Source organism: Pedococcus sp. P2_D7 (assembly GCF_056404295.1).
The window spans coordinates 198,350-217,416 of the sequence record NZ_JBFUEH010000004.1; the positions used below are offsets into that span (position 1 = coordinate 198,350).

At 71.2% G+C, this 19,067-nt stretch carries 19 protein-coding genes; 8 read left to right on the forward strand and 11 right to left on the reverse strand.

Annotated features, from left to right (window positions below; translation table 11 throughout):
* Nucleotides 1-4: 4 nt before the first annotated feature.
* Nucleotides 5-508, reverse strand: coding sequence for a MarR family winged helix-turn-helix transcriptional regulator (locus AC1DWJ_RS10095; protein WP_457253817.1), 504 nt, complete (start codon nt 506-508; stop codon nt 5-7).
* 77 nt (nt 509-585) lie between these two features.
* On the opposite strand from AC1DWJ_RS10095, the gene AC1DWJ_RS10100 reads away from it, so the two are divergent.
* Complete coding sequence (locus AC1DWJ_RS10100) at nt 586-1,818, forward strand: MFS transporter (RefSeq protein ID WP_457253816.1); 1,233 nt, start codon at nt 586-588, stop codon at nt 1,816-1,818.
* A gap of 118 nt (nt 1,819-1,936) precedes the next feature.
* Here the strand turns inward: AC1DWJ_RS10100 and AC1DWJ_RS10105 are convergent, their stop codons facing one another.
* Complete coding sequence (locus AC1DWJ_RS10105; RefSeq protein ID WP_477620703.1) at nt 1,937-3,220, reverse strand: MFS transporter; 1,284 nt, start codon at nt 3,218-3,220, stop codon at nt 1,937-1,939.
* Complete coding sequence (locus tag AC1DWJ_RS10110; protein ID WP_457253814.1) at nt 3,217-3,828, reverse strand: helix-turn-helix domain-containing protein; 612 nt, start codon at nt 3,826-3,828, stop codon at nt 3,217-3,219. The genes AC1DWJ_RS10105 and AC1DWJ_RS10110 overlap by 4 nt, the downstream gene beginning before the upstream one ends.
* A gap of 270 nt (nt 3,829-4,098) precedes the next feature.
* Here AC1DWJ_RS10110 and rplM point away from each other — a divergent pair, with 270 nt between their 5' ends.
* The 3 genes from rplM (at nt 4,099) to glmM (ending at nt 6,565) form a co-directional block, all read left to right on the forward strand.
* Nucleotides 4,099-4,542 (forward strand): 50S ribosomal protein L13, encoded by a 444-nt coding sequence (gene rplM, locus AC1DWJ_RS10115; protein ID WP_056923968.1) that lies wholly within the window; start codon nt 4,099-4,101, stop codon nt 4,540-4,542.
* A gap of 9 nt (nt 4,543-4,551) precedes the next feature.
* Nucleotides 4,552-5,058 (forward strand): 30S ribosomal protein S9, encoded by a 507-nt coding sequence (gene rpsI, locus AC1DWJ_RS10120; RefSeq protein ID WP_457253813.1) that lies wholly within the window; start codon nt 4,552-4,554, stop codon nt 5,056-5,058.
* Between the two features lie 148 nt (nt 5,059-5,206).
* Nucleotides 5,207-6,565 carry a phosphoglucosamine mutase gene (gene glmM, locus AC1DWJ_RS10125; RefSeq protein WP_457253812.1) on the forward strand — a complete coding sequence of 453 codons (1,359 nt, stop codon included), beginning with the start codon at nt 5,207-5,209 and terminating at the stop codon, nt 6,563-6,565.
* Nucleotides 6,566-6,715: 150 nt separating this feature from the next.
* Here the strand turns inward: glmM and lhgO are convergent, their stop codons facing one another.
* A complete protein-coding gene (lhgO, locus tag AC1DWJ_RS10130) occupies nt 6,716-7,972 on the reverse strand; it encodes an L-2-hydroxyglutarate oxidase (protein ID WP_457253811.1) in 1,257 nt (418 codons plus the stop codon).
* A gap of 128 nt (nt 7,973-8,100) precedes the next feature.
* Here lhgO and AC1DWJ_RS10135 point away from each other — a divergent pair, with 128 nt between their 5' ends.
* A complete protein-coding gene (locus AC1DWJ_RS10135) occupies nt 8,101-8,523 on the forward strand; it encodes an Ohr family peroxiredoxin (protein ID WP_056924248.1) in 423 nt (140 codons plus the stop codon).
* Nucleotides 8,524-8,604: 81 nt separating this feature from the next.
* Here AC1DWJ_RS10135 and AC1DWJ_RS10140 read toward each other — a convergent pair whose 3' ends face one another.
* The 4 genes from AC1DWJ_RS10140 to glpX form a co-directional block, all read right to left on the reverse strand.
* Nucleotides 8,605-9,123, reverse strand: coding sequence for a beta-class carbonic anhydrase (locus AC1DWJ_RS10140; RefSeq protein ID WP_457253809.1), 519 nt, complete (start codon nt 9,121-9,123; stop codon nt 8,605-8,607).
* A gap of 14 nt (nt 9,124-9,137) precedes the next feature.
* The gene (locus AC1DWJ_RS10145) at nt 9,138-10,817 is read right to left on the reverse strand and encodes a fumarate hydratase (RefSeq protein WP_457253808.1); all 1,680 of its coding nucleotides are present in this window, start codon (nt 10,815-10,817) and stop codon (nt 9,138-9,140) included.
* Nucleotides 10,818-10,893: 76 nt separating this feature from the next.
* A complete protein-coding gene (locus tag AC1DWJ_RS10150) occupies nt 10,894-11,811 on the reverse strand; it encodes a carbohydrate kinase family protein (RefSeq protein ID WP_457253807.1) in 918 nt (305 codons plus the stop codon).
* Nucleotides 11,812-11,919: 108 nt separating this feature from the next.
* Nucleotides 11,920-12,951: a class II fructose-bisphosphatase gene (gene glpX / locus AC1DWJ_RS10155; protein ID WP_477620704.1), complete on the reverse strand. Its 1,032-nt coding sequence runs from the start codon at nt 12,949-12,951 to the stop codon at nt 11,920-11,922.
* A gap of 96 nt (nt 12,952-13,047) precedes the next feature.
* On the opposite strand from glpX, the gene AC1DWJ_RS10160 reads away from it, so the two are divergent.
* The gene (locus AC1DWJ_RS10160; RefSeq protein WP_457253805.1) at nt 13,048-13,605 is read left to right on the forward strand and encodes a DUF4245 domain-containing protein; all 558 of its coding nucleotides are present in this window, start codon (nt 13,048-13,050) and stop codon (nt 13,603-13,605) included.
* Between the two features lie 64 nt (nt 13,606-13,669).
* On the opposite strand, the gene AC1DWJ_RS10165 is transcribed toward AC1DWJ_RS10160, so the two are convergent.
* Nucleotides 13,670-13,936: an exodeoxyribonuclease VII small subunit gene (locus tag AC1DWJ_RS10165; protein ID WP_457253804.1), complete on the reverse strand. Its 267-nt coding sequence runs from the start codon at nt 13,934-13,936 to the stop codon at nt 13,670-13,672.
* 11 nt (nt 13,937-13,947) lie between these two features.
* Nucleotides 13,948-15,210, reverse strand: a complete 1,263-nt coding sequence (gene xseA, locus AC1DWJ_RS10170; RefSeq protein WP_477620705.1) for an exodeoxyribonuclease VII large subunit — start codon at nt 15,208-15,210, stop codon at nt 13,948-13,950.
* Between the two features lie 145 nt (nt 15,211-15,355).
* On the opposite strand from xseA, the gene AC1DWJ_RS10175 reads away from it, so the two are divergent.
* Together AC1DWJ_RS10175 and AC1DWJ_RS10180 are read left to right on the forward strand one after the other, a co-directional pair.
* The gene (locus AC1DWJ_RS10175) at nt 15,356-16,381 is read left to right on the forward strand and encodes a 4-hydroxy-3-methylbut-2-enyl diphosphate reductase (protein ID WP_457253801.1); all 1,026 of its coding nucleotides are present in this window, start codon (nt 15,356-15,358) and stop codon (nt 16,379-16,381) included.
* Nucleotides 16,382-16,600: 219 nt separating this feature from the next.
* The gene (locus tag AC1DWJ_RS10180; protein ID WP_477620706.1) at nt 16,601-17,887 is read left to right on the forward strand and encodes a cytochrome P450; all 1,287 of its coding nucleotides are present in this window, start codon (nt 16,601-16,603) and stop codon (nt 17,885-17,887) included.
* On the opposite strand, the gene AC1DWJ_RS10185 is transcribed toward AC1DWJ_RS10180, so the two are convergent.
* Nucleotides 17,824-19,020: a DNA recombination protein RmuC gene (locus tag AC1DWJ_RS10185; RefSeq protein ID WP_477620707.1), complete on the reverse strand. Its 1,197-nt coding sequence runs from the start codon at nt 19,018-19,020 to the stop codon at nt 17,824-17,826. The two genes, AC1DWJ_RS10180 and AC1DWJ_RS10185, sit on opposite strands and share 64 nt — an antisense overlap.
* Nucleotides 19,021-19,067 lie beyond the last annotated feature (47 nt).

Sequence of the window (19,067 nt, forward strand, 5' to 3'; positions counted from 1 at the left end):
GGGGTCAGGTCTCGAGACCCAGGACGATCCGGCGTAGGAGGGTGTTGAGCTGGACCTTCTCGGGCTCGCTCAGGACGGCGAGGGTCTGCTTCTCGCGGACCACGGCCAGCTCGAGCGCCTGCTTCCAGACGGCCCGACCGGCCTGGGTGGGGCGGACGATGATGCGCCGACGGTCGAGCGGGTCGCTCTCGCGGGTGACGTAGGCCAGCTCCACCAGCCGGTCGAGGCGCGAGGTCATGGCCGCGCGCGTGACGTGGCACGCCTCCGCGAGCTGGGCGGGCGTGGTCTCGTTGGGCTCAGGCTGGACCAACAGCGTGTGGAGGGTGTCGTACTCGGCCGGGCCCAGGCCGAGCTCGCCGAAGGCTGCGGCGTTGGCGCGCTTCACGTGGCGGTTGATCGCCCCGATGCGGACGACGGCTCCCTCGACCTCGGGGTCGAAACCCCGGAAGGTCCGTCGCCAGCGCTCGACGTGCTGGTCCACCCAGTCCTGCTCCTGCTGCTTCGCCATGGAGCCAGTGTGACAGGTCTGGATACCGTCTGAAAGTTAGATGACAGATAGTTAGACGGTGTACTAATATCCTTCGCATGACCTCCACCCCAGCTCCTACGGGATTTCGCCTCCTGGCCGTCGGCCAGGGCCTGTCGTGGTTCGGCGACGCCTTCGCGCCCATCGCCCTGGCCGTCGCCGTCCTCGCGGGGGGCGGCAGCGCCAGCGAGCTCGGTCTCGTCCTCGCGGCCACCATGGCGGCTCGGCTGGCGGGCACGCTGGTCGGCGGGGTCTGGGCCGACCGGGTGTCGCCCGGACGCATCATGGTCGCCAGCGACGTCGTGCGGGCGCTGAGCACCCTCGCCACGGCGGGCTACTTCGCCACTGGCCAGGACAGCGTGCCGCTGCTCTGCGGGCTGGCTGCCGTGACTGGTGGGGCCGCGGCCTTCTTCGGCCCGGCCTTCGTGTCACTGCGACCGTTGCTGGTCACGGTGGACCGCCGTCACGCGGCGAACGCCACCCTGAACATCCTCCAGAACTCCGCCTTCATCCTCGGCCCCGCCGCGGCCGGTGTGTTCGTCGCCTGGGCGGGCGCCCCGTGGGCCTTCGTGGTCAACGCCGCCTCCTTCCTCGCGTCGGCGGGCACGGTGGCCGCCATCCGCGTGGACGCGCCCCGCGCCCCGCGGGTGGGCTTGCTCGCGGAGCTGCGCGAGGGGTGGCGCGAGGTGACCAGTCGCAGCTGGTTGCTGGCCGGCCTGCTGGCCGCCACGGCATACCACGCAGCTTTTGGTGCGGTGACCGTGCTGGTCGACGTCATCGCCGTGCGCGACCTGGGCGGGCCCACGGCCCTCGGGTGGATCTCCGCGGCGTCCGGCGCTGGTGGCCTGGTCGGTGGCCTGCTGGCGCTGCGTATGCCGCCGAGCCGCCCGCTCTTCGTCGGCTGGCCCTGCGTGGCGCTGATGTCGCTGTTCGCAGCAGCGTTCGCGTGGCCGGGTCACCTGGGCGTGGTCATCGGCGCGGCTGTGGTCGCCTTCGGTGGGTTGATGTACTTCTCGGTCTGCTGGGACACCGCGCTCCAGGACGGCGTGCCGCACTCGGTGCTCGCACGGGTGTCGTCGTGGGACATCCTCACGTCGTTCGTCGCGATCCCGGCCGGCAACGCCCTCGCCGGGCCGCTCGCGCACACCTACGGCACCGGCAGGGTCATCCTCGTGGCCGCCGTCGTGATGGCGCTCGCGTCGTTCGCCCCGATGCTGGTCCGCGGGTCCCGCGAGCTGCGTCGGTCGACCAGTGTTCTGGCGCCCGAACCGGCCCTCGCGACCGCGGGATGAGGTCGTGAGGGGACGACCGTGGTCGCGACCTGCTCCTCGCTCGTGCTGCTCACGGCGAGCGAGGAGCGGGAGCCGGCAGGTGACCGTGGTCGTCCGCTGACGGGCCGGAGGCTGGGCCCTAGGCGGTGGCTGCGTCCTCGACCTCGAGCTCCTCGACCGGCTGGAGACGGCCACGGCGCCAGGCCGGGATGAAGCACACGAACCCCACGGTGCTGATGGCTCCGGCGACGACCACCGCGGTCGCGATCGACGTGTGCGCGGCCAGCAGCCCCAGGAGGGGGCCGGCCACCGCGCCACCGGCCTGCATGACCAGCGACCCCAGCGACAGGATCGTCGCGCGGTTCTTCGCGCTCGCCTCGCGGTGCATCAGCCCCATGTAGGCAGGGCTGGCAGCGCCGTGCAGGGAGTAGGTCACGAGGTAGGCCGCGATCAGGGCGGCCGGTCCCAGGACGAGACCCATCGCCACGACGCCCAGGCCGTTGAGCACCCGTCCGAGCACGGCGGCCTGCACCAGCCCGAATCGGTCGGCCGCGCGGCCACCGAGCCACGACCCGACCGCGAACAGCGCCCAGCCACCGGCCGCGGCGGGGCCCATCCACGCGCCGGCCTTGGCCTCCGAGCCGAGGAGGTCGGACAGCCGCAGGGGCATCAGGGTCTCGTAGGCCATCATGCCGATGACCCAGAACAGCTCGACCGCCACCAGCCCGGCCAGCACACGGTTGCGGGTCACCAGGCGGATCCCGTCGCGGACCACCACGGGGGTCTCGCGCACGGAGTCGGCCAGCCGAGCCCGCATCCTGTGGTCGCTGCGTGGGGTCTCCCGCAGCAGCACGATGGTCGCGATCAGGTGCACGACACACAGCGCCACGAAGACCTGGATCGGCAGGAGCAGCGCGCTCGAGTCCCGGAACGGGTGCCACGCGACGAGGCCACCGGACACCAGGGCGCCACCACCCATGCCGATCCCGACCAGGACGCCCTGCGCCGACATGGCGCGGTGCACGTCGGCGCCGGGCTCGCGCTCGTGCACGGTGTCGACGTACCAGGCCTCGAGGGGGCCGGAGTCGAGCGCCCGGTAGACCCCCATCAGACCAGCGGACAGGGCGAACTGCCAGAACGACTGGGCGAGGAGGAAGGCCACTCCCGCGCCGATGTTCACCACGCCGGCGAGCAGCAGCAGTGGACGCCGGCCCAGCGCGTCGGCGAACCCGCTGGTCGGCAGCTCGAGCAGGAAGACCATGATCCCCTGCGCGGTCATGTAGAGGGTGATCTGCTGGATCGTCAGGCCGCGCTCGCGGGCCACGAGGGTGAAGAGGCCGACGACGAAGCCGACGGGGAGCCAGCGGGTCGTGCTGAGGATGAGGAAGACCCGTTTGGCCGCGGTGGGGGAGAGGCTGCTCATGACTGGTCCTTGCCGGTGGGGACCCGGGCGAGGTCCAGGGGGTAGATGGCGCTGTAGGCCGCCATCCGCCGTGCCTTCGGGTTGCCCTGCCCGACGCGGCGGTACTTCAGGAGGAGCTCGTCGAGCTCGGCCTTGAGGGCCTCGACCTGCTCGGGCGTCGCGACGATGAAGTTGTCGCTCATCCCCGCTGCGTCGCGCCACTCGAGGGGCCAGGTGTCCTGCACATCGAGCCACCGCTCGAACTGCTCGGCGAAGTGGCGGGCGTAGTCGCGGACCAGCCAGTTGAGCGCGGTCTCGGAGTCCTCGTCGCCGGCGAAGTCGCTGGCCTCCCAGGTGTGGAAGTCGGTGGCCGCCTGCCAGAGCCGTCGCTTGCCCTCGCCCTCACCGGTGTCCGAGACCAGCCCCACCGACTCGAGCTTGCGCAGGTGGTAGGAGGTGGCCCCGGAGTTGGTCGAGAGCCGCGCGGCGAGGGCGGTGGCGGTCGCGGGACCGTCGACGCGCAGCGCGCTGAGCAGCCGCGAGCGCAGCGGGTGGGCCAGCACCTTGAGGGCGGCGGCGTCGAGGCGCAACCCGGTCAGGTCACCGATCTGGGTGGGGGAAGGAGCCATGCGTGCACAATACCTTTGCACACTTCGTTTGCACAAGTATTGTGCACAGGAAAGGTGCACGGGTATCACCGCAGGTCAGGCCCTGTTTGAGGCGGCCGCAGGGGCGATTTGGGTGCACAGCGGGTAACCCGTAAACTTGAGCACTGTTGTGCCGTGCGCCCTCGTAAGGCGACACCACCGATCCGCCCGGCGGGTCGTGCGCCTCGGGCGCACGCGGCATACCGAACCATCGCATTTCCTCATGTAATTCCGATGTAAAGGTTCAGAACTTTGCGCACCTTCACCCCGAAGCCGGCCGAGGTCACTCGCACCTGGCACGTCATCGACGCCACGGACGTTGTCCTGGGTCGCCTGGCGAGCCAGACCGCGATCCTCCTGCGCGGCAAGCACAAGACCACGTTCGCCCCGCACGTCGACGGTGGCGACTTCGTCATCATCATCAACGCCGAGAAGGTCGCCCTCACCGGCGCCAAGCTCGAGCAGAAGAAGGCCTACCGCCACTCCGGCTTCCCGGGCGGCCTCAAGAGCACCTCCTACACCGAGCTGCTCGCCAAGAGCCCCGCCAAGGCCGTGGAGAAGGCCGTTCGCGGCATGCTCCCGCACACCACGCTCGGTCGTGAGCAGCTGACCCACCTCAAGGTCTACGCCGGCTCCGAGCACCCGCACAGCGCCCAGAAGCCCGTCCCGTTCGAGATCACCCAGGTCTCCCAGTAAGGATTTCTTGTGACTGACATCAACACTGAGACCCCTGTCGAGGGTGACGAGGTCGAGCTGACCGAGTACACCTCCGAGTCCGAGGGCCCCGTCTCCTCCGACGAGCCCACCCGGCGCGCGAGCGCCACGGTGCCCGGTGCCGCGACCGGTCGACGCAAGCAGGCCATTGCCCGCGTGCGCATCGTCCCCGGCAACGGCGAGTGGAAGATCAACGGGCGCACGCTCGAGCAGTACTTCCCGAACAAGGTCCACCAGCAGATCGTCAACGAGCCGTTCACGCTGCTCGAGCTCGACGGTGCCTACGACGTGCTCGTGCGCGTCCACGGTGGTGGCCCCTCCGGCCAGGCCGGTGCGGTCCGCCTCGGCGTGGCCCGCTCGCTCAACGGGATCGACGAGGAGCTGAACCGTCCCGCACTCAAGAAGGCCGGCTTCCTCACCCGTGACGCCCGCGTCCCGGAGCGCAAGAAGGCTGGTCTCAAGAAGGCCCGCAAGGCTCCGCAGTACAGCAAGCGCTGATCTGCCCCTGCAGTACCCGTCCGGAGGCGGCGCCCAACGTGGGTGCTGCCTCCGGCGTCTTTGGGGGTAGGTTCACGCCAGATGCCCGTGCGTCCGGCTCTGCCCACGCGGCGGCCGTTCGCGCACCTGATCGAAAGGCTTCCTCTTCATGGCCACCACCACGGCTCGACTCTTCGGTACCGACGGCGTTCGCGGGCTCGCGAACGTCGACATCACGGCCGAGCTGGCCCTGCGCCTCAGCGTGGCTGCCGCCCACGTCCTCGGGGATGACGCACGACGAGCCGGGCGGCGCCCGAAGGCAGTCGTCGGGCGCGACCCCCGGGCGTCGGGGGAGTTCCTCTCCGCCGCCGTGATCGCGGGGCTGGCCTCGGCGGGGGTCGACGTCTACCACGCCAACGTCCTGCCGACGCCCGCGATCGCCTTCCTCACCGATGACACCCACGCCGACTTCGGCGTGATGCTGTCGGCGTCGCACAACGCCATGCCGGACAACGGAATCAAGTTCTTCGCCGCTGGAGGGCACAAGCTCGACGACCAGATCGAGGACGAGATCGCCGCGCGCCTCGACCAGGACTGGGAGCGCCCGACCGGCCCCGACGTGGGCCGGGTCGTGACCATGCCCGACGGCCACACGCGCTACATCTCCCACCTCCTCACGGTCCTGCCCAATCGCCTCAACGGCATCAAGGTCGTGATCGACGGTGCCCACGGTGCGGCCAGCCTGGTCTCGCCCGAGGTGTTCCGGCTGGCCGGGGCGGAGGTCTTCGAGATCGGCACCGAGCCCGACGGCCTCAACATCAACGACGGCTACGGCTCGACGCACCTCGACCACCTCAAGGCCGCCGTCGTGGCCCGTGGCGCCGACCTCGGCATCGCCCACGACGGTGACGCCGACCGCTGCCTCGCGATCGACCACACCGGCACCGAGGTCGACGGCGACCAGATCATGGCGATCCTCGCGGTGTCGCTGAAGTCCCGCGGCGCGTTGGCCCAGGACACCCTCGTGGCCACGGTCATGAGCAACCTCGGCCTGTTGCAGGCGATGGAGCGCGAGGGCGTCGCCGTGCGACAGACCGCGGTCGGCGACCGCTATGTGCTCGAGGACATGCGCGCCTCCTCCTACTCGCTCGGCGGCGAGCAGAGCGGGCACGTGATCTTCCTCGACCACGGCACGACCGGCGACGGCGTGCTGACCGGCCTGATGCTCGCCGCCCGCGTGGCCGAGACCGGGAAGCCCCTGTCGGAGCTGGCCACCGTGATGCGCCGGCTGCCGCAGGTGCTCATCAACGTCAAGGGTGTCGACAAGGCCCGGGTCGAGTCGGACGACGAGCTCCAGGCGGCCGTCAAGGCCGAGGAGGAGGCCCTCGCCGGGAGCGGCCGGGTGCTGTTGCGCAAGTCCGGCACCGAGCCGGTCGTGCGCGTCATGGTCGAGGCGGGCGAGCAGGAGCAGGCCCAGGCCGTCGCCGACCGCCTGGTCGACGTCGTCAAGGCGCGCCTCTCCCTCTGACCCGCCCCACGCCGAGGCGAGGTATGCCGGGTGGCCACCACCCGGCATACCCCAGCTTTATCGGGTCTAGCAAGAAGGTTGACCTTCGCCCGACTTCGCAACTGGGGTGAAGGTCAACGTTCCCCCTAGACCCGATAAAGTTGTTGCGGCTCAGGCGGTTTCGTCGAGCAGGTGCACGATGTGGCGAGCGATCTCGAAGGCGCTCGTGGCCGCCGGGGACGGCGCGTTGAGGACGTGCACCACCGGCCCGTCGCGCTCGATCAGGAAGTCGTCGACCAACGAACCGTCGGCCCGCAGGGCCTGCGCGCGCACCCCGGCCGCCGCCGGCACGAGGTCGTCGTCCCGCAGGTCCGGCACCAGTCGGCGCAGGCTCTCGCCGAACCGGTGCCGCGAGAGGGAGCGCGCCACCTCGGCCACGCCGGCCCGGTGGTGGCGAGCGGCGAGGCGCCAGAAGCCCGGGTGGGTCACGGTTTCCCGCAGGTCGGACCAGCGCACCGTGCGCCAGTCGTAGCCCTCGCGGGCCAGGGCGAGCACCGCGTTGGGCCCGGCGTGGACGTGCCCGTCGGTGCCGCGGGTGAGGTGGACGCCGAGGAACGGGAAGTCGGGGTCCGGCACGGGGTAGACCAGGTGCCGGACGAGGTGCGTCGCCTCGGGACGCAGCTCGAAGTACTCGCCCCGGAAGGGGACGATCCGCGCGGAGGGTCGGTGGCCGAGCCGGCGCGCCACCAGGTCGGCCTGCAGACCTGCGCACGAGACGACGAGGTCGGCCTCGAGGTCGCCACGGCTGGTCCGCACCACGAGGCCCCCGGACGCCCGCGCGCTCGCGCCGCGAGCGCCGCTCGTGCCGCTCGTGCCGCTCGCGCCGCGAGCGCCGCCGAGCCCCAGGACCTCCGTGTCCAGCAGCAGGGTCGCGCCGGCTCGCTCGAGGCGGCGCACGAGCGCTGCACACACGGCCGGGTAGTCGATGATGCCGGTCTCGGGGACGTGCAGCGCGGCCACCGCCTCGACGTGCGGTTCGTGCTCTCGCGCCTCGTCACGAGTGAGCCGGGTGACCGCGAGTCCGTGCGCCAGACCACGCTGGTGCAACCGTTCGAGTCCGGGCAGCTCGTCGGTCCTGGTCGCCACGACGAGCTTGCCGCAGATCTCGTGGGGGACGCCCTCCTGCCTGGCGAACGCGGTGAGGGAGGCTGCCCCGGCCCGGCAGAAGGCGGCCTTGAGCGAGCCCGGCGGGTAGTAGAGGCCCGAGTGGATGACCCCGCTGTTGCGACCGGTCTGGTGGGTGGCCCAGGTCGACTCCTTCTCGGCCACGGTGACCGCTGCGCCGGGATGCTCGCTGCACAGCCGAGCGGCGACGGCCAGCCCGATGATCCCGCCACCGATGACGAGGTGGCGCACCGGTGTCGGCATCGTCACAGCCTAGGACGGCTGGTGCAGCGCCCGGTCCGGAATCACGGATGCGCCGCCCCCGTTGTCCTCTGCGGCATCCGCCCCGAGGATGTCCTCATCCGTCGTCACACCGAATGCGAGCCCCACCGATGCCCCACGAGTCCCTGACCGAACCGCTCTACTCGATCGCCGCCACCGCCCAGGGCGGCCGCGCCGGCCACGTCACGAGCGCGGATGGCGTCGTCCACCTCAAGCTGGGCAAGCCCGGCAGCAAGGCGAACCCCAAGGCCAACCCCGAGACGCTCTTCGCCGCCGGCTACGCCGCGTGCTTCGGCAACGCGCTCAACTCGGTGGCCACCGCCATGGGCCTGGACACCTCCGACTCCACCGTCACCGCCACCGTGACCCTCGGGAAGACCGACACGGGTGTCGGTCTCGCGGTCGCGCTGGTCGCGGAGGTACCGGGCCTCGACCGCGGCACCGCCCAGCAGCTGGTCGACGCCGCCCACGAGCGCTGCCCCTACTCCAAGGCCACCCGCGGCAACATCGACGTCACCGTCGCCCTCGCCTGACGGCGAGACCAGCCAGACGCGGGGTATGCCGGGTGGTCACCACCCGGCATACCCCGCGTCGTCGTGCGGTGCGGCGGTCGCTCAGACCAGCTGCTCGAGCAGCCCGGTGTCGACGTCGTACAGGAAGCCGCCGACGGCGACCTGGTCGCCGATCAGGGGGTGTGAACGCACCGCGCGCACGTCGGCCATCAGGGCCCCGCGCTGGTCCTCGATGACGTGGAAACCCTGCCACGACGCGTCCTGGCCGGCCGAGGCGCCGACCCGCTCGCGCAGTTCGGCCTCGGTGTTGCTCGCCATGGCGCAGCGGGTGTGGGGGACGATGAGGATGCGCTCGACCCCGAGCAGGTGCACGCCGAGGACGAGGGCCTCGAGGGCGTTCGCGGTGACGCGACCACCGGGGTTGCGGAAGATCTTGGCGTCTCCGGGCGCCAGCCCGAGCAGCCTCAGCGGGTCGATCCGGGAGTCCATGCACGTGACGATGGCGACGCCGGCGTGGGCGATGCCGTCGAAGCCGCCCGTCGCGAAGTCGGTCGCCGCGTAGGTGCGGTTGGCCTCGAGCAGGTCGTCGAAATCGCCTGCGGTGGTTGGACTTTCGTTCACGGCTGGGTTCTCGCTCACAGTAGTCCTGGTCGCTTCGGGATGGACATGGCCATTGGCTTGATCGTGGAGGCGAAGAAGTCGTTGCCCTTGTCGTCGACGACGATGAACGCGGGGAAGTCCTCGACCTCGATCTTCCACACCGCCTCCATGCCGAGCTCGGGGTACTCGAGCACCTCGACCGACTTGATGCAGTCCCGGGCGAGTCGGGCCGCGGGACCGCCGATCGACCCGAGGTAGAACCCGCCGTGGGCGGCACAGGCCTGGGTGACCTGCGTGGAGCGGTTGCCCTTGGCCAGCATCACCATCGAGCCCCCGGCCGCCTGGAACTGGTCGACGTAGGAGTCCATCCGTCCGGCCGTGGTCGGGCCGAACGACCCGCTCGCGTAGCCCTCGGGTGTCTTGGCCGGGCCGGCGTAGTAGACGGCGTGGTCCTTGAGGTACTGCGGCATGCCGTCGCCGGCGTCGAGGCGTTCCTTGATCTTGGCGTGCGCGATGTCGCGGGCGACCACCAGCGGTCCGGAGAGCGACAGCCTGGTCTTCACGGGGTACTTGGTGAGCTCAGCGCGGATCTCGTCCATCGGCCGGTTGAGGTCGATGCGCACGACGTCGTCACCGTCGTCCTCGAGGTGCGCGTCGGTGGTCTCCGGCAGGAACCGCGCGGGGTCCTTCTCGAGCACCTCGATGAAGACGCCATCGGGGGTGATCTTGCCGAGGGCCTGCCGGTCGGCCGAGCAGGAGACCGCGATGGCGATCGGGAGCGAGGCGCCGTGCCGGGGGAGGCGGACCACCCGCACGTCATGGCAGAAGTACTTGCCGCCGAACTGCGCCCCGATCCCGAAGTTGCGGGTCAGCTCGAGGACCTGCTCCTCGAGCTCGGTGTCGCGGAAGCCGTGCGCGGTGATGGAGCCCTCGCGGGGCAGCTCGTCGAGGTACTTGGCCGACGCGTACTTCGCCGTCTTCAGGGCGAACTCGGCGCTGGTGCCACCGATGACGATGGCCAGGTGGTAGGGCGGGCAGGCGGACGTGCCGAGGCTGCGCAGCTTCTCGTCGAGGAAGGCCAGCATCCGCTCGGGGTTCAGGACCGCCTTGGTCTCCTGGTAGAGGAACGACTTGTTGGCGCTGCCGCCGCCCTTGGCCATGAACAGGAACTTGTATGCCGTCTCGTGCCCCTCGGCGGTGTCGGCGTAGAGCTCGATCTGGGCCGGCAGGTTGGAGCCGGTGTTCTGCTCCTCCCACGTCGTGAGGGGGGCCATCTGGGAGTAGCGCAGGTTGAGGCGGGTGTAGGCGTCGTAGACGCCCTCGGCGAGGGCACGCTCGTCGGAGCCCGACGTCAGGACCTGCTGTCCGCGCTTGCCCATGACGATCGCGGTGCCGGTGTCCTGGCACATCGGCAGCACCCCACCCGCCGCGATGTTGGCGTTCTTCAGCAGGTCGAGCGCCACGAACTTGTCGTTGTTGCTGGCCTCGGGGTCGTCGATGATCCGGCGGAGCTGGGCCAGGTGCGCCGGACGCAGGTAGTGCGCGATGTCGTGCATGGCCGTCTCGGTGAGCGTGCGCAGCGCCTCGGGCTCGACCTGGAGGAAGGTGCGGCCCCCGGGACCCTCGACGGTGGAGACGCCCTCGGTGGTCAGCAGCCGGTACTCGGTCTGGTCCGGACCGATCGGCAGCAGGTCTTCGTACTCGAACTCGGCCATCGGGTCGTCGTGCTCCTGTCCTCGGGTCTCGCGGCTGCGCTGGTCCTGGTCGGCCCGGCGGTGTCTCGCGGTGGTGCTACAGCTCGTCCAGTGCGGGGGCGTAGGCCCCGGCCTTCCCGACCGTGATGCCACTCGTGGCGATGCCACGCGCGACGGCCGGTCCGACGTCTTCCAGTGTCGCGGTGCGCAGGCGCTCGCGCGCACCCGGGTCCCCGAGCAGCCCCCAGGCGAGCAGGCCGGAAAGCAGCCCGGCCATGAAGGAGTCGCCGGCGCCCACCGTGTCGACGACGGTGAGGGCGGCTGTCGGCGCCCGGCCCTCGCCCGGATCGGTGGCGACGCGGTAGGCGACGCCGTCGGCGCCGAGGGTGACGACCACGACGCTGGGGCCCTCGCCCAGCCACCGCGACATCACCGCCTCCGCGCTCTCGTCGGGGTAGAGGTAGGCCAGGTCGTCACCCGAGGCCTTGACCACGTCGCTGAGCCGCACGAGCTCCTCGACCCGTGCCCGCACCGGCTCCAGCTCGCCCATGATGCCGGGGCGGATGTTGGGGTCGTAGGACACCGTGCCGTGCTCGCGGCCCGCGACCAGGGCGTCGGTGACGCTCTGTGCCCCGGGCTGCAGGATGGTGCCCAGCGACCCCGTGTGGACGTGGCCGGTCCCTGCCGGGATCGGGATGGTCGGCAGGTCCCAGTGCAGGTCGAACGTGTAGGTGGCGGTGGCGTGCTCGTCGAGCGTGGCCAGCGCGGTCGAGGTCGGCAGGTCGCCGAAGCTCTCGGGCAGCACCGTCACCCCGTGCGAGCGCAGATGGGCCGCGATCCGCTCACCCCGCTCGTCGCGCCCGACCCGGCATGCGAAGTCGACGTCGTGGCCGAGCATGGCGAGCCCGATCGCGACGTTGGCGGGGCTGCCCCCGACGTGCTCAGCCGTGGTCCCCGCGCTGTCGAGGACGATGTCGACGAGCGCCTCTCCGATGACGAGGTTCCTGACGTTCACGGAGCTGCCTTCCTTCGGGATGTGGCTGGGTCGGGTCTGGTGGTGCTCGGGGCTGGTGGTGCTCGGGGTGGTCGAGGTGCTTTGGGTGGTCGGGGTGGTCGGGTGCGCTCAGCCGGCGTGGTCGAAGTCCACGGAGGAGTAGGCGCGCAGCTTGGCCAGCTGGTGGTGGCTCTCGATCAGCCGGATCGTGCCCGACTTGGAGCGCATCACGAGGGAGTGCGTGGTGGCGCCGCCCGCGCGGTAGCGGACTCCCTTGAGCAGCTCGCCGTCGGTGATGCCGGTAGCCACGAAGAAGCAGTTCTCGCCGGTGACGAGGTCGTTGGTCGACAGCACGCGGTCGAGGTCGTGCCCGGCGTCGACCGCGCGCTGGCGCTCGTCGTCGTCCTGCGGCCACAGCCGACCCTGGATGACCCCGCCGAGGCACTTGATGGCGCAGGCGGTGATGATCCCCTCGGGGGTGCCGCCGATCCCCAGCAGCAGGTCGATGCCCGTGTCGTCGCGGGCCGCCATGATCGCACCCGCGACGTCACCGTCGGAGATGAAGCGCAGCCGCGCTCCGGCGTCGCGCACCTCCTCGGCGAGCTTCTGGTGACGCGGGCGGTCGAGCATGACGACCGTGACGTCCTCGACGGTCTCCTTCTTGGCCTTGGCGATCCGCTTGATGTTCTCGGCGACGGGCAGCCGGATGTCGACGACGTCGGCCGCCTCCGGGCCGGTCACGAGCTTGTCCATGTAGAACACCGCGGACGGGTCGTACATGCTGCCGCGGTCGGACACCGCGAGCACCGACACGGCGTTGGACTGACCCTTGGCGGTCAGCGTCGTGCCGTCGATCGGGTCCACTGCGACGTCGCACTCGGGCCCGATGCCGTCGCCGACCTCCTCGCCGTTGTAGAGCATCGGCGCGTCGTCCTTCTCGCCCTCGCCGATGACGACGACGCCCTTCATGGAGACAGTGCTGATCAGCGCGCGCATGGCCTCGACCGCGGCCCCGTCGGCGCCGTTCTTGTCGCCGCGGCCGACCCAGCGACCGCCGGCCATCGCGGCCGCCTCGGTCACCCGCACCAGCTCCAGGGCGAGGTTGCGGTCGGGCGCCTCGACGCCGACGCGCAGGGACGAGGGGAGGTGCTGCTCGGACATGCATCGATCCTTCACGCGACGGCGGGTGAGCGCCCGCAGCCTATCGGTGGTGGGGGCAGTTGGCGCCGGGGTGGCCCGGTCGTGGACGATGGGGGTGTGAGCACGCCCGCCCCCCGCAGTTCCTACGCCAACGGCTCCACGGCCAACATGGTCCGGTCGCTGTTGGTGATCGGCGTGATCGTGGCCGCCCTCATCGCCATCGTGCCCCGAGTCAACAGCGTCTCGCAGCCCCCCGTCGACGTCGCCGGGACCTCGGTCGAGGTGGCCAGGACGAGCGGGTGGCCGATCGACCGCCCCGAGTCGCTGCCGGACGGGTGGAAGGCCACCAGCGTGCGCTACGTGCGCTCCACCGGTGGCCTGATGACCTGGCACGCCGGCTACCAGTCGCCCACGGGCAACTACGTCGCGATCGAGCAGACCAAGGACGCCACCGACGAGTGGGTGTCCGCGCAGACCAACCGCGCCGCCAAGACCGGTGAGGTGCAGGCGGCCGGCACGACGTGGGGCACGTACGTGCGCAGCGGCAAGGTGCAGAACAGCCTCGTCCACCGCGCCGAATCCGCCGCAGAGCTCACGACGATCGTGACGGGCACGGGCACCTTCGACGAGCTGATGGCCTTCGCCGAGACGCTCCGCCCCGTCCCGACCAGCTGACCAGCGCGTGGGCCGGCCGACGGGCTGGCAGCCCTGACCCCGGGGTGGGTCGGTCGGACCGGCCTCAGTCCTCGCCGTCGTCCTGGGTGAGGGCGGCCTCGGCTCCGTCGAGCCACGTGCTGCAGTGCGCGGCCAGCGCCTCACCGCGCTGCCACAGGCGCATGCTCTCCTCGAGCCCGAGCTGGCCACCCTCGAGCTGGGCGACCACGCCGATCAGCTCGTCGCGGGCCTGCTCGTAGGACAGCTCCGCGACGTCGTCGAACGCGCCGTCGGGCTCCACGGTGCTGGCGGTCTCGACGGCGGGCGTCGGCTTGTCTGCTCCCTTGGCCATGGTGCAGGAGCCTAACCGGAGGCGCCGGGGAGGCCGACGACCGTCGCGGCGAAGTCACCGCGCGCCACGCGCACCCGGAGCACCTCGTCGACCGTGACGTCGGCCTGGTCCATGACCACCCGCCCGTCGCGGTGCTGCACCACGGCATACCCACGCTCGAGGGTGGACAACGGCGAGAGGGTGCTGACCTGCGCACGCAGGTGGGCGACCTGGTCGGCCGCCCGGTGCACGGACGCGAGGACCCGGCGGTGGGCGCGGTCGGTCAGGGCGTCGAGCTCCTGGCGACGGGCGTCGATCATCGCCGTCGGGCGAGCCATCACCGGCCGCGACCGCAGGGCGATGAGGTGGCGGCGCTCGCTGGCGATCCGCGCGTGCAGCGCACGCCGCCCCCGGTCGCGCGAGTGCCGGACGCCGTGTCGCTCGGCCTGGGCGTCAGGCACCACCCGCTTGCCCGCGTCGGTGGGCGTCGAAGCCCGCCAGTCGGCGACGTGGTCGAGCAGGGGAGTGTCGACGTCATGGCCGATCGCCGAGACGACAGGGGTCCGAGCGGCCGCGACCGCACGGACCAGGGCCTCGTTGCTGAACGGCAGGAGGTCCTCGACCGAGCCGCCCCCGCGGGCGATGACGATGACGTCGACCTCGGGCTGGGCGTCCAGCTCCTGGAGCGCGGCCATCACCTCCTGCACGGCGTTGCCGCCCTGTACGGCGACCTCACGGATCTCGAAGCGGACCGTGGGCCAGCGCCTGCGGGCGTTCTCGACGACGTCCTTCTCGGCGGCCCCGGCGCGCCCACAGACCAGCCCGACGGTGCGGGGCAGGAACGGCAACGGCTTCTTGCGCTCGGCGTCGAACAGGCCCTCTGACGCGAGGGTGCGTTTGAGGTAATCGACCCGGGCGAGGAGCTCGCCCACGCCCACGGGGCGGATCTGGCGGGCGTCGAGCATCAGCGAACCGCGCTGCGTCCAGAAGACCGGCTTGGCCTGGAGGACGACCCGCGCGCCCTGGGTGAGGGGCGTCGCCATGGCGTCGAGGGCGTTGACCTGGATCGCGACCGAGAGGGACATGTCGACGTCGGGGTCACGCAGCGTGAGGTAGGCGGTGCGCTGGCCGGGGCGGCGGGTCAGCTGGACGACCTGGCCCTCGACCCAGAGCACCGACATCTTCTCGACGTACTCGGCGATGCGCATGCTCAGCAGCCGCACGGGCCACGGGGACTCCGCCGAGGTGTCGGCGGCCTTCTCGGGCAGCGCCGGTCGCTGGTCTGGGCCGCTCACGCGCCCACTCTAGGAGGTGGGCCCGTCACCGGAGCGCGGCCACGCCTCTCCGCCACCCCGTGGGCGAGGTATGCCGCGTGGTGACCACGCGGCATTCCTCGCCTGCGGATTGGGGTGGCCGACGACGGCCACCTACGATGGGGTCATGACCCAGACGACAGACCAGGCCACCAAGCGGGTGCTGCTGGCCGCCCCGCGCGGGTACTGCGCGGGCGTCGACCGGGCCGTCGTGACCGTCGAGAAGGCCCTCGAGCTCTATGGGCCGCCGGTATACGTGCGCAAGGAGATCGTGCACAACAAGCACGTCGTCACGACGCTGGAGAAGCGTGGCGCGATCTTCGTGGAGGAGACCGACGAGGTGCCCGAGGGTGCGACCGTCATCTTCTCCGCCCACGGGGTCGCCCCGGTCGTGCACGAGGAGGCCAAGGCCCTCAACCTCACGACGATCGACGCGACCTGCCCGCTGGTCACCAAGGTGCACCGCGAGGCGGTCCGCTTCGCCAGTGACGACTTCGACATCCTGTTGATCGGCCACGAGGGGCACGAAGAGGTCGTCGGCACCTCGGGCGAGGCCCCCGAGCACATCACGCTGGTCGACGGCCCCGACGACGTCGCCAACGTGACCGTCCGCGACCCGGAGAAGGTGGTCTGGCTCTCGCAGACCACGCTGTCGGTGGACGAGACGATGGAGACCGTGCGGCGGCTGCGTGAGCGGTTCCCGTCACTGCAGGACCCGCCCAGCGACGACATCTGCTACGCCACCCAGAACCGCCAGCTCGCCGTGAAGCAGATGGCGCCGGAGTGCGACCTGATGATCGTCGTGGGCTCGCGCAACTCGTCCAACTCGGTGCGGCTGGTCGAGGTCGCGATCGAGCACGGCTCCCGCGCCGGCCACCTCGTCGACTACGCCGACGAGATCGACGAGGCCTGGCTCGAGGGCGTCTCGACGGTGGGCGTGACCTCCGGCGCCTCGGTGCCCGAGCTGTTGGTCCGTGACGTGCTCACCTACCTCGGCGAGCGTGGCTATGCCGACGTGAAGCCCGTCGTGGCCGCCGAGGAGAGCCTGCTCTTCTCGCTGCCCAACGAGATCCGGCGCGACCTCAAGGCTCGCGGGCTGAGCGACAAGATGCGCCACGACGGTGCGTTCGAAGAGGCCGGCTCGCTGCACTGACGGTGGGGTGCTCGGGGTTCGGTGACGGTTGGGTGGCCAGAAGTCGCAGGGGGGACCGACTGGTGGCCACTGGTGGCTCACGGGCGGGGTGATCTGGGGGTTTGGTGACGGTTGGGTGGCCAGAAGTCGGGGGTGGGGTGGCAGGGGTCGGTCACGACGCGCACCCGGATCTCCCGAGCCTGCCCGTCGGGACGACGCCACGCGGGTACCGTCAGACCCATGATCGGCTTGACCTCTGCGCGGGCGCGCCTGACGCAGCGGCTCATCGTGCGTGCCACGGGCGGCGGCCCGGTCGACCTGTCGAGCCTCGACGCCGTCCCGCGGCGCCTGCTCCGTCCGCTGCGGCGCTCCGGCCTCGACCCCGTGCACCGGATCGGCACCACCGCCCCGGAGCCGGTGCACCGGCTCGCGCACATGTTCGGCATGAACATCTGGCTGGTGTCGGGCCACGAGGAGGCCAAGGCCGTCCTCGCCGACCAGCGCAGGTTCAGCAACGACATCCGGCCCTACGTCGGCGCGGCTGGAGCCAGCGTCGCGGGACTGGGGTTCACCGACCCGCCTGAGCACACCCGGCTGCGAGCGTTGCTCACGCCCGAGTTCACCATGCGTCGGATCAACCGGCTGGCCCCGAGGATCGAGGCCATCGTCGATGACCAGCTCGACCGGATGGAGGCGCACGGCCCGGTGGTCGACCTCGTCGAGCACTTCGCCTTCCCCATCCCGTTCCTGGTCATCTGCGAGCTGCTGGGGCTCCCAGTGGAGGACCGTGAACGGTTCCGCACGCTGAGCCACGCGCGCTTCGACGTCACGGCCGGGGGCACGGGCGCCTTCGGTGCCATCTCGCAGAGCCAGCTCTTCCTGCTCGAGGCCACCCGCAAGCAGCGGGTCGACCCGGGCGACGGCCTCCTGGGCCGGATCCTCGCGGCGGTCGGCGACGAGGTCAGCGACGAGGAGGTCGCGGGTCTCGCCGACGGCGTCTTCACCGGCGGCTACGAGACGACCGCCAGCATGCTGGCGCTGGGAGCGCTCGTGCTCCTGCGCGACCGCAAGCACTTCGACCTCGTCCGCGACGACGACAGCTCCATCGATCGAGTCGTGGAGGAGATGCTGCGCTACCTCAGCGTCGTGCAGATCGCCTTCCCGCGGTTCGCGAAGGAGGACCTCGACCTGTTCGGCAAGACCGTCCACAAGGGCGACGTCGTCATCGCGGCCCTCAGCCGGGCCGACCGCGACCACCGGATCGGTCCCGACCTCGGCACGTTCGACCCCGCCCGGCCACCGTCGCCGCACGTGGCGTTCGGCTACGGGTTCCACCGCTGCGTCGGGGCCGAGCTGGCCCGGCTCGAGCTGCGGATCGCCTACCCCCGACTGGCCCGCCGCTTCCCGGAGCTGGCGCTCGCCGCGGCTCCGGAGAGCCTGCAGTTCCGCGACCAGTCGATCGTCTACGCGGTCGACTCCCTGCCGGTCCACCTCGGCGGGATCTCGGCGTCGTCGAAGTCCAGCTGAGGGCGCTCCGCGTCGGCCGTGGCCGCCTCGATGAGCTCCATCGCCGTCAGCACCCGCGGGCCGGTCTCGAGCGGCAGCGGGCTGGGCAGCGGCCGCTCGACGATCCCCGCCTCGTGCATCCGCCGCGCTGAGACCAGCACCCGTGACTCGAGGGCCCCGACCATCTGGTTGTACGCCTCGACCGAGCGCTGCAGGGCGGTGCCCATGCGCATCGTGTGGCTGCCCAGCGTGCCCAGCCGGTCGTAGAGGTCGCGCCCGAGGGTCATGACCTCGCGGGCGTGCGCCGTCAGCGCATCCTGCTGCCAGGTGAACGCGACGGTCCGCAGGAGCGCGAGCAGCGAGCCCGGGCCGACGAGCACGACGCGGCGGGACATGGCGTCCTCGTGCAGGGCCGGGTCGGCCGACAGGGCCGCGGCGAGCATGGCGTCGCTCGGGACGAAGCAGACCACCATCTCGGGTGAGTTCTCGAAGGCGGTCCAGTAGTCCTTGGCCGCCAGGGACGTCACGTGCGACTTGAGCGAGGCCGCGTGCGATCGAAGCAGCTCCTTGCGCTGGCCAGCGGGAAGGTCCTCGGCCTGCGCGCCGAGGAAGGCGCCCATCGGGGCCTTGGAGTCGATGACGAGGAACTTGTCTCCGGGCAGGCGCACCACGACGTCAGGGCGCACCTGCCGCTGGTGCCGGCTCACCCGGCACACCTGCTCGTCGAAGTCGCACCGCGCGAGCATGCCGGCGTGCTCGAGCACGCGTCGCAGCTGGACCTCACCCCAGGCTCCCCGCACGGTCGAGGAGTTGAGCGAGCCGGCCAACGACTGCGTCTGGCGGCCCAGGGCGGTGGTGGACTCGTGGACCGCGGCCATGGTCGTCTCGAGCGCCGCGAACTGGCTGGTGCGGTCACGCTCGAGCGTGCCGACCTGCTGCTCGACCCGCACCAGGGCGTCGCGCAGGGGGACCAGGGCCGCTGCGGTCTGGGCGTCGTCGGAGACCGCTGCCTCGAGGTCGACCACGCGCTCGCGCAGGAGGTCGGCCTCGGTGCGCGCCGACGCCAGGGCGGCGGAGGCGGAACCGCGCGCGCTCCACCAGCCGGCGGCGCCACCGACGACCAGACCGAGGATGAGGATGCCCACGAGTTCCATGGACAGGACCATCCCACCTGGCGCCGACAGCCGTGTCTAGGCTGGCC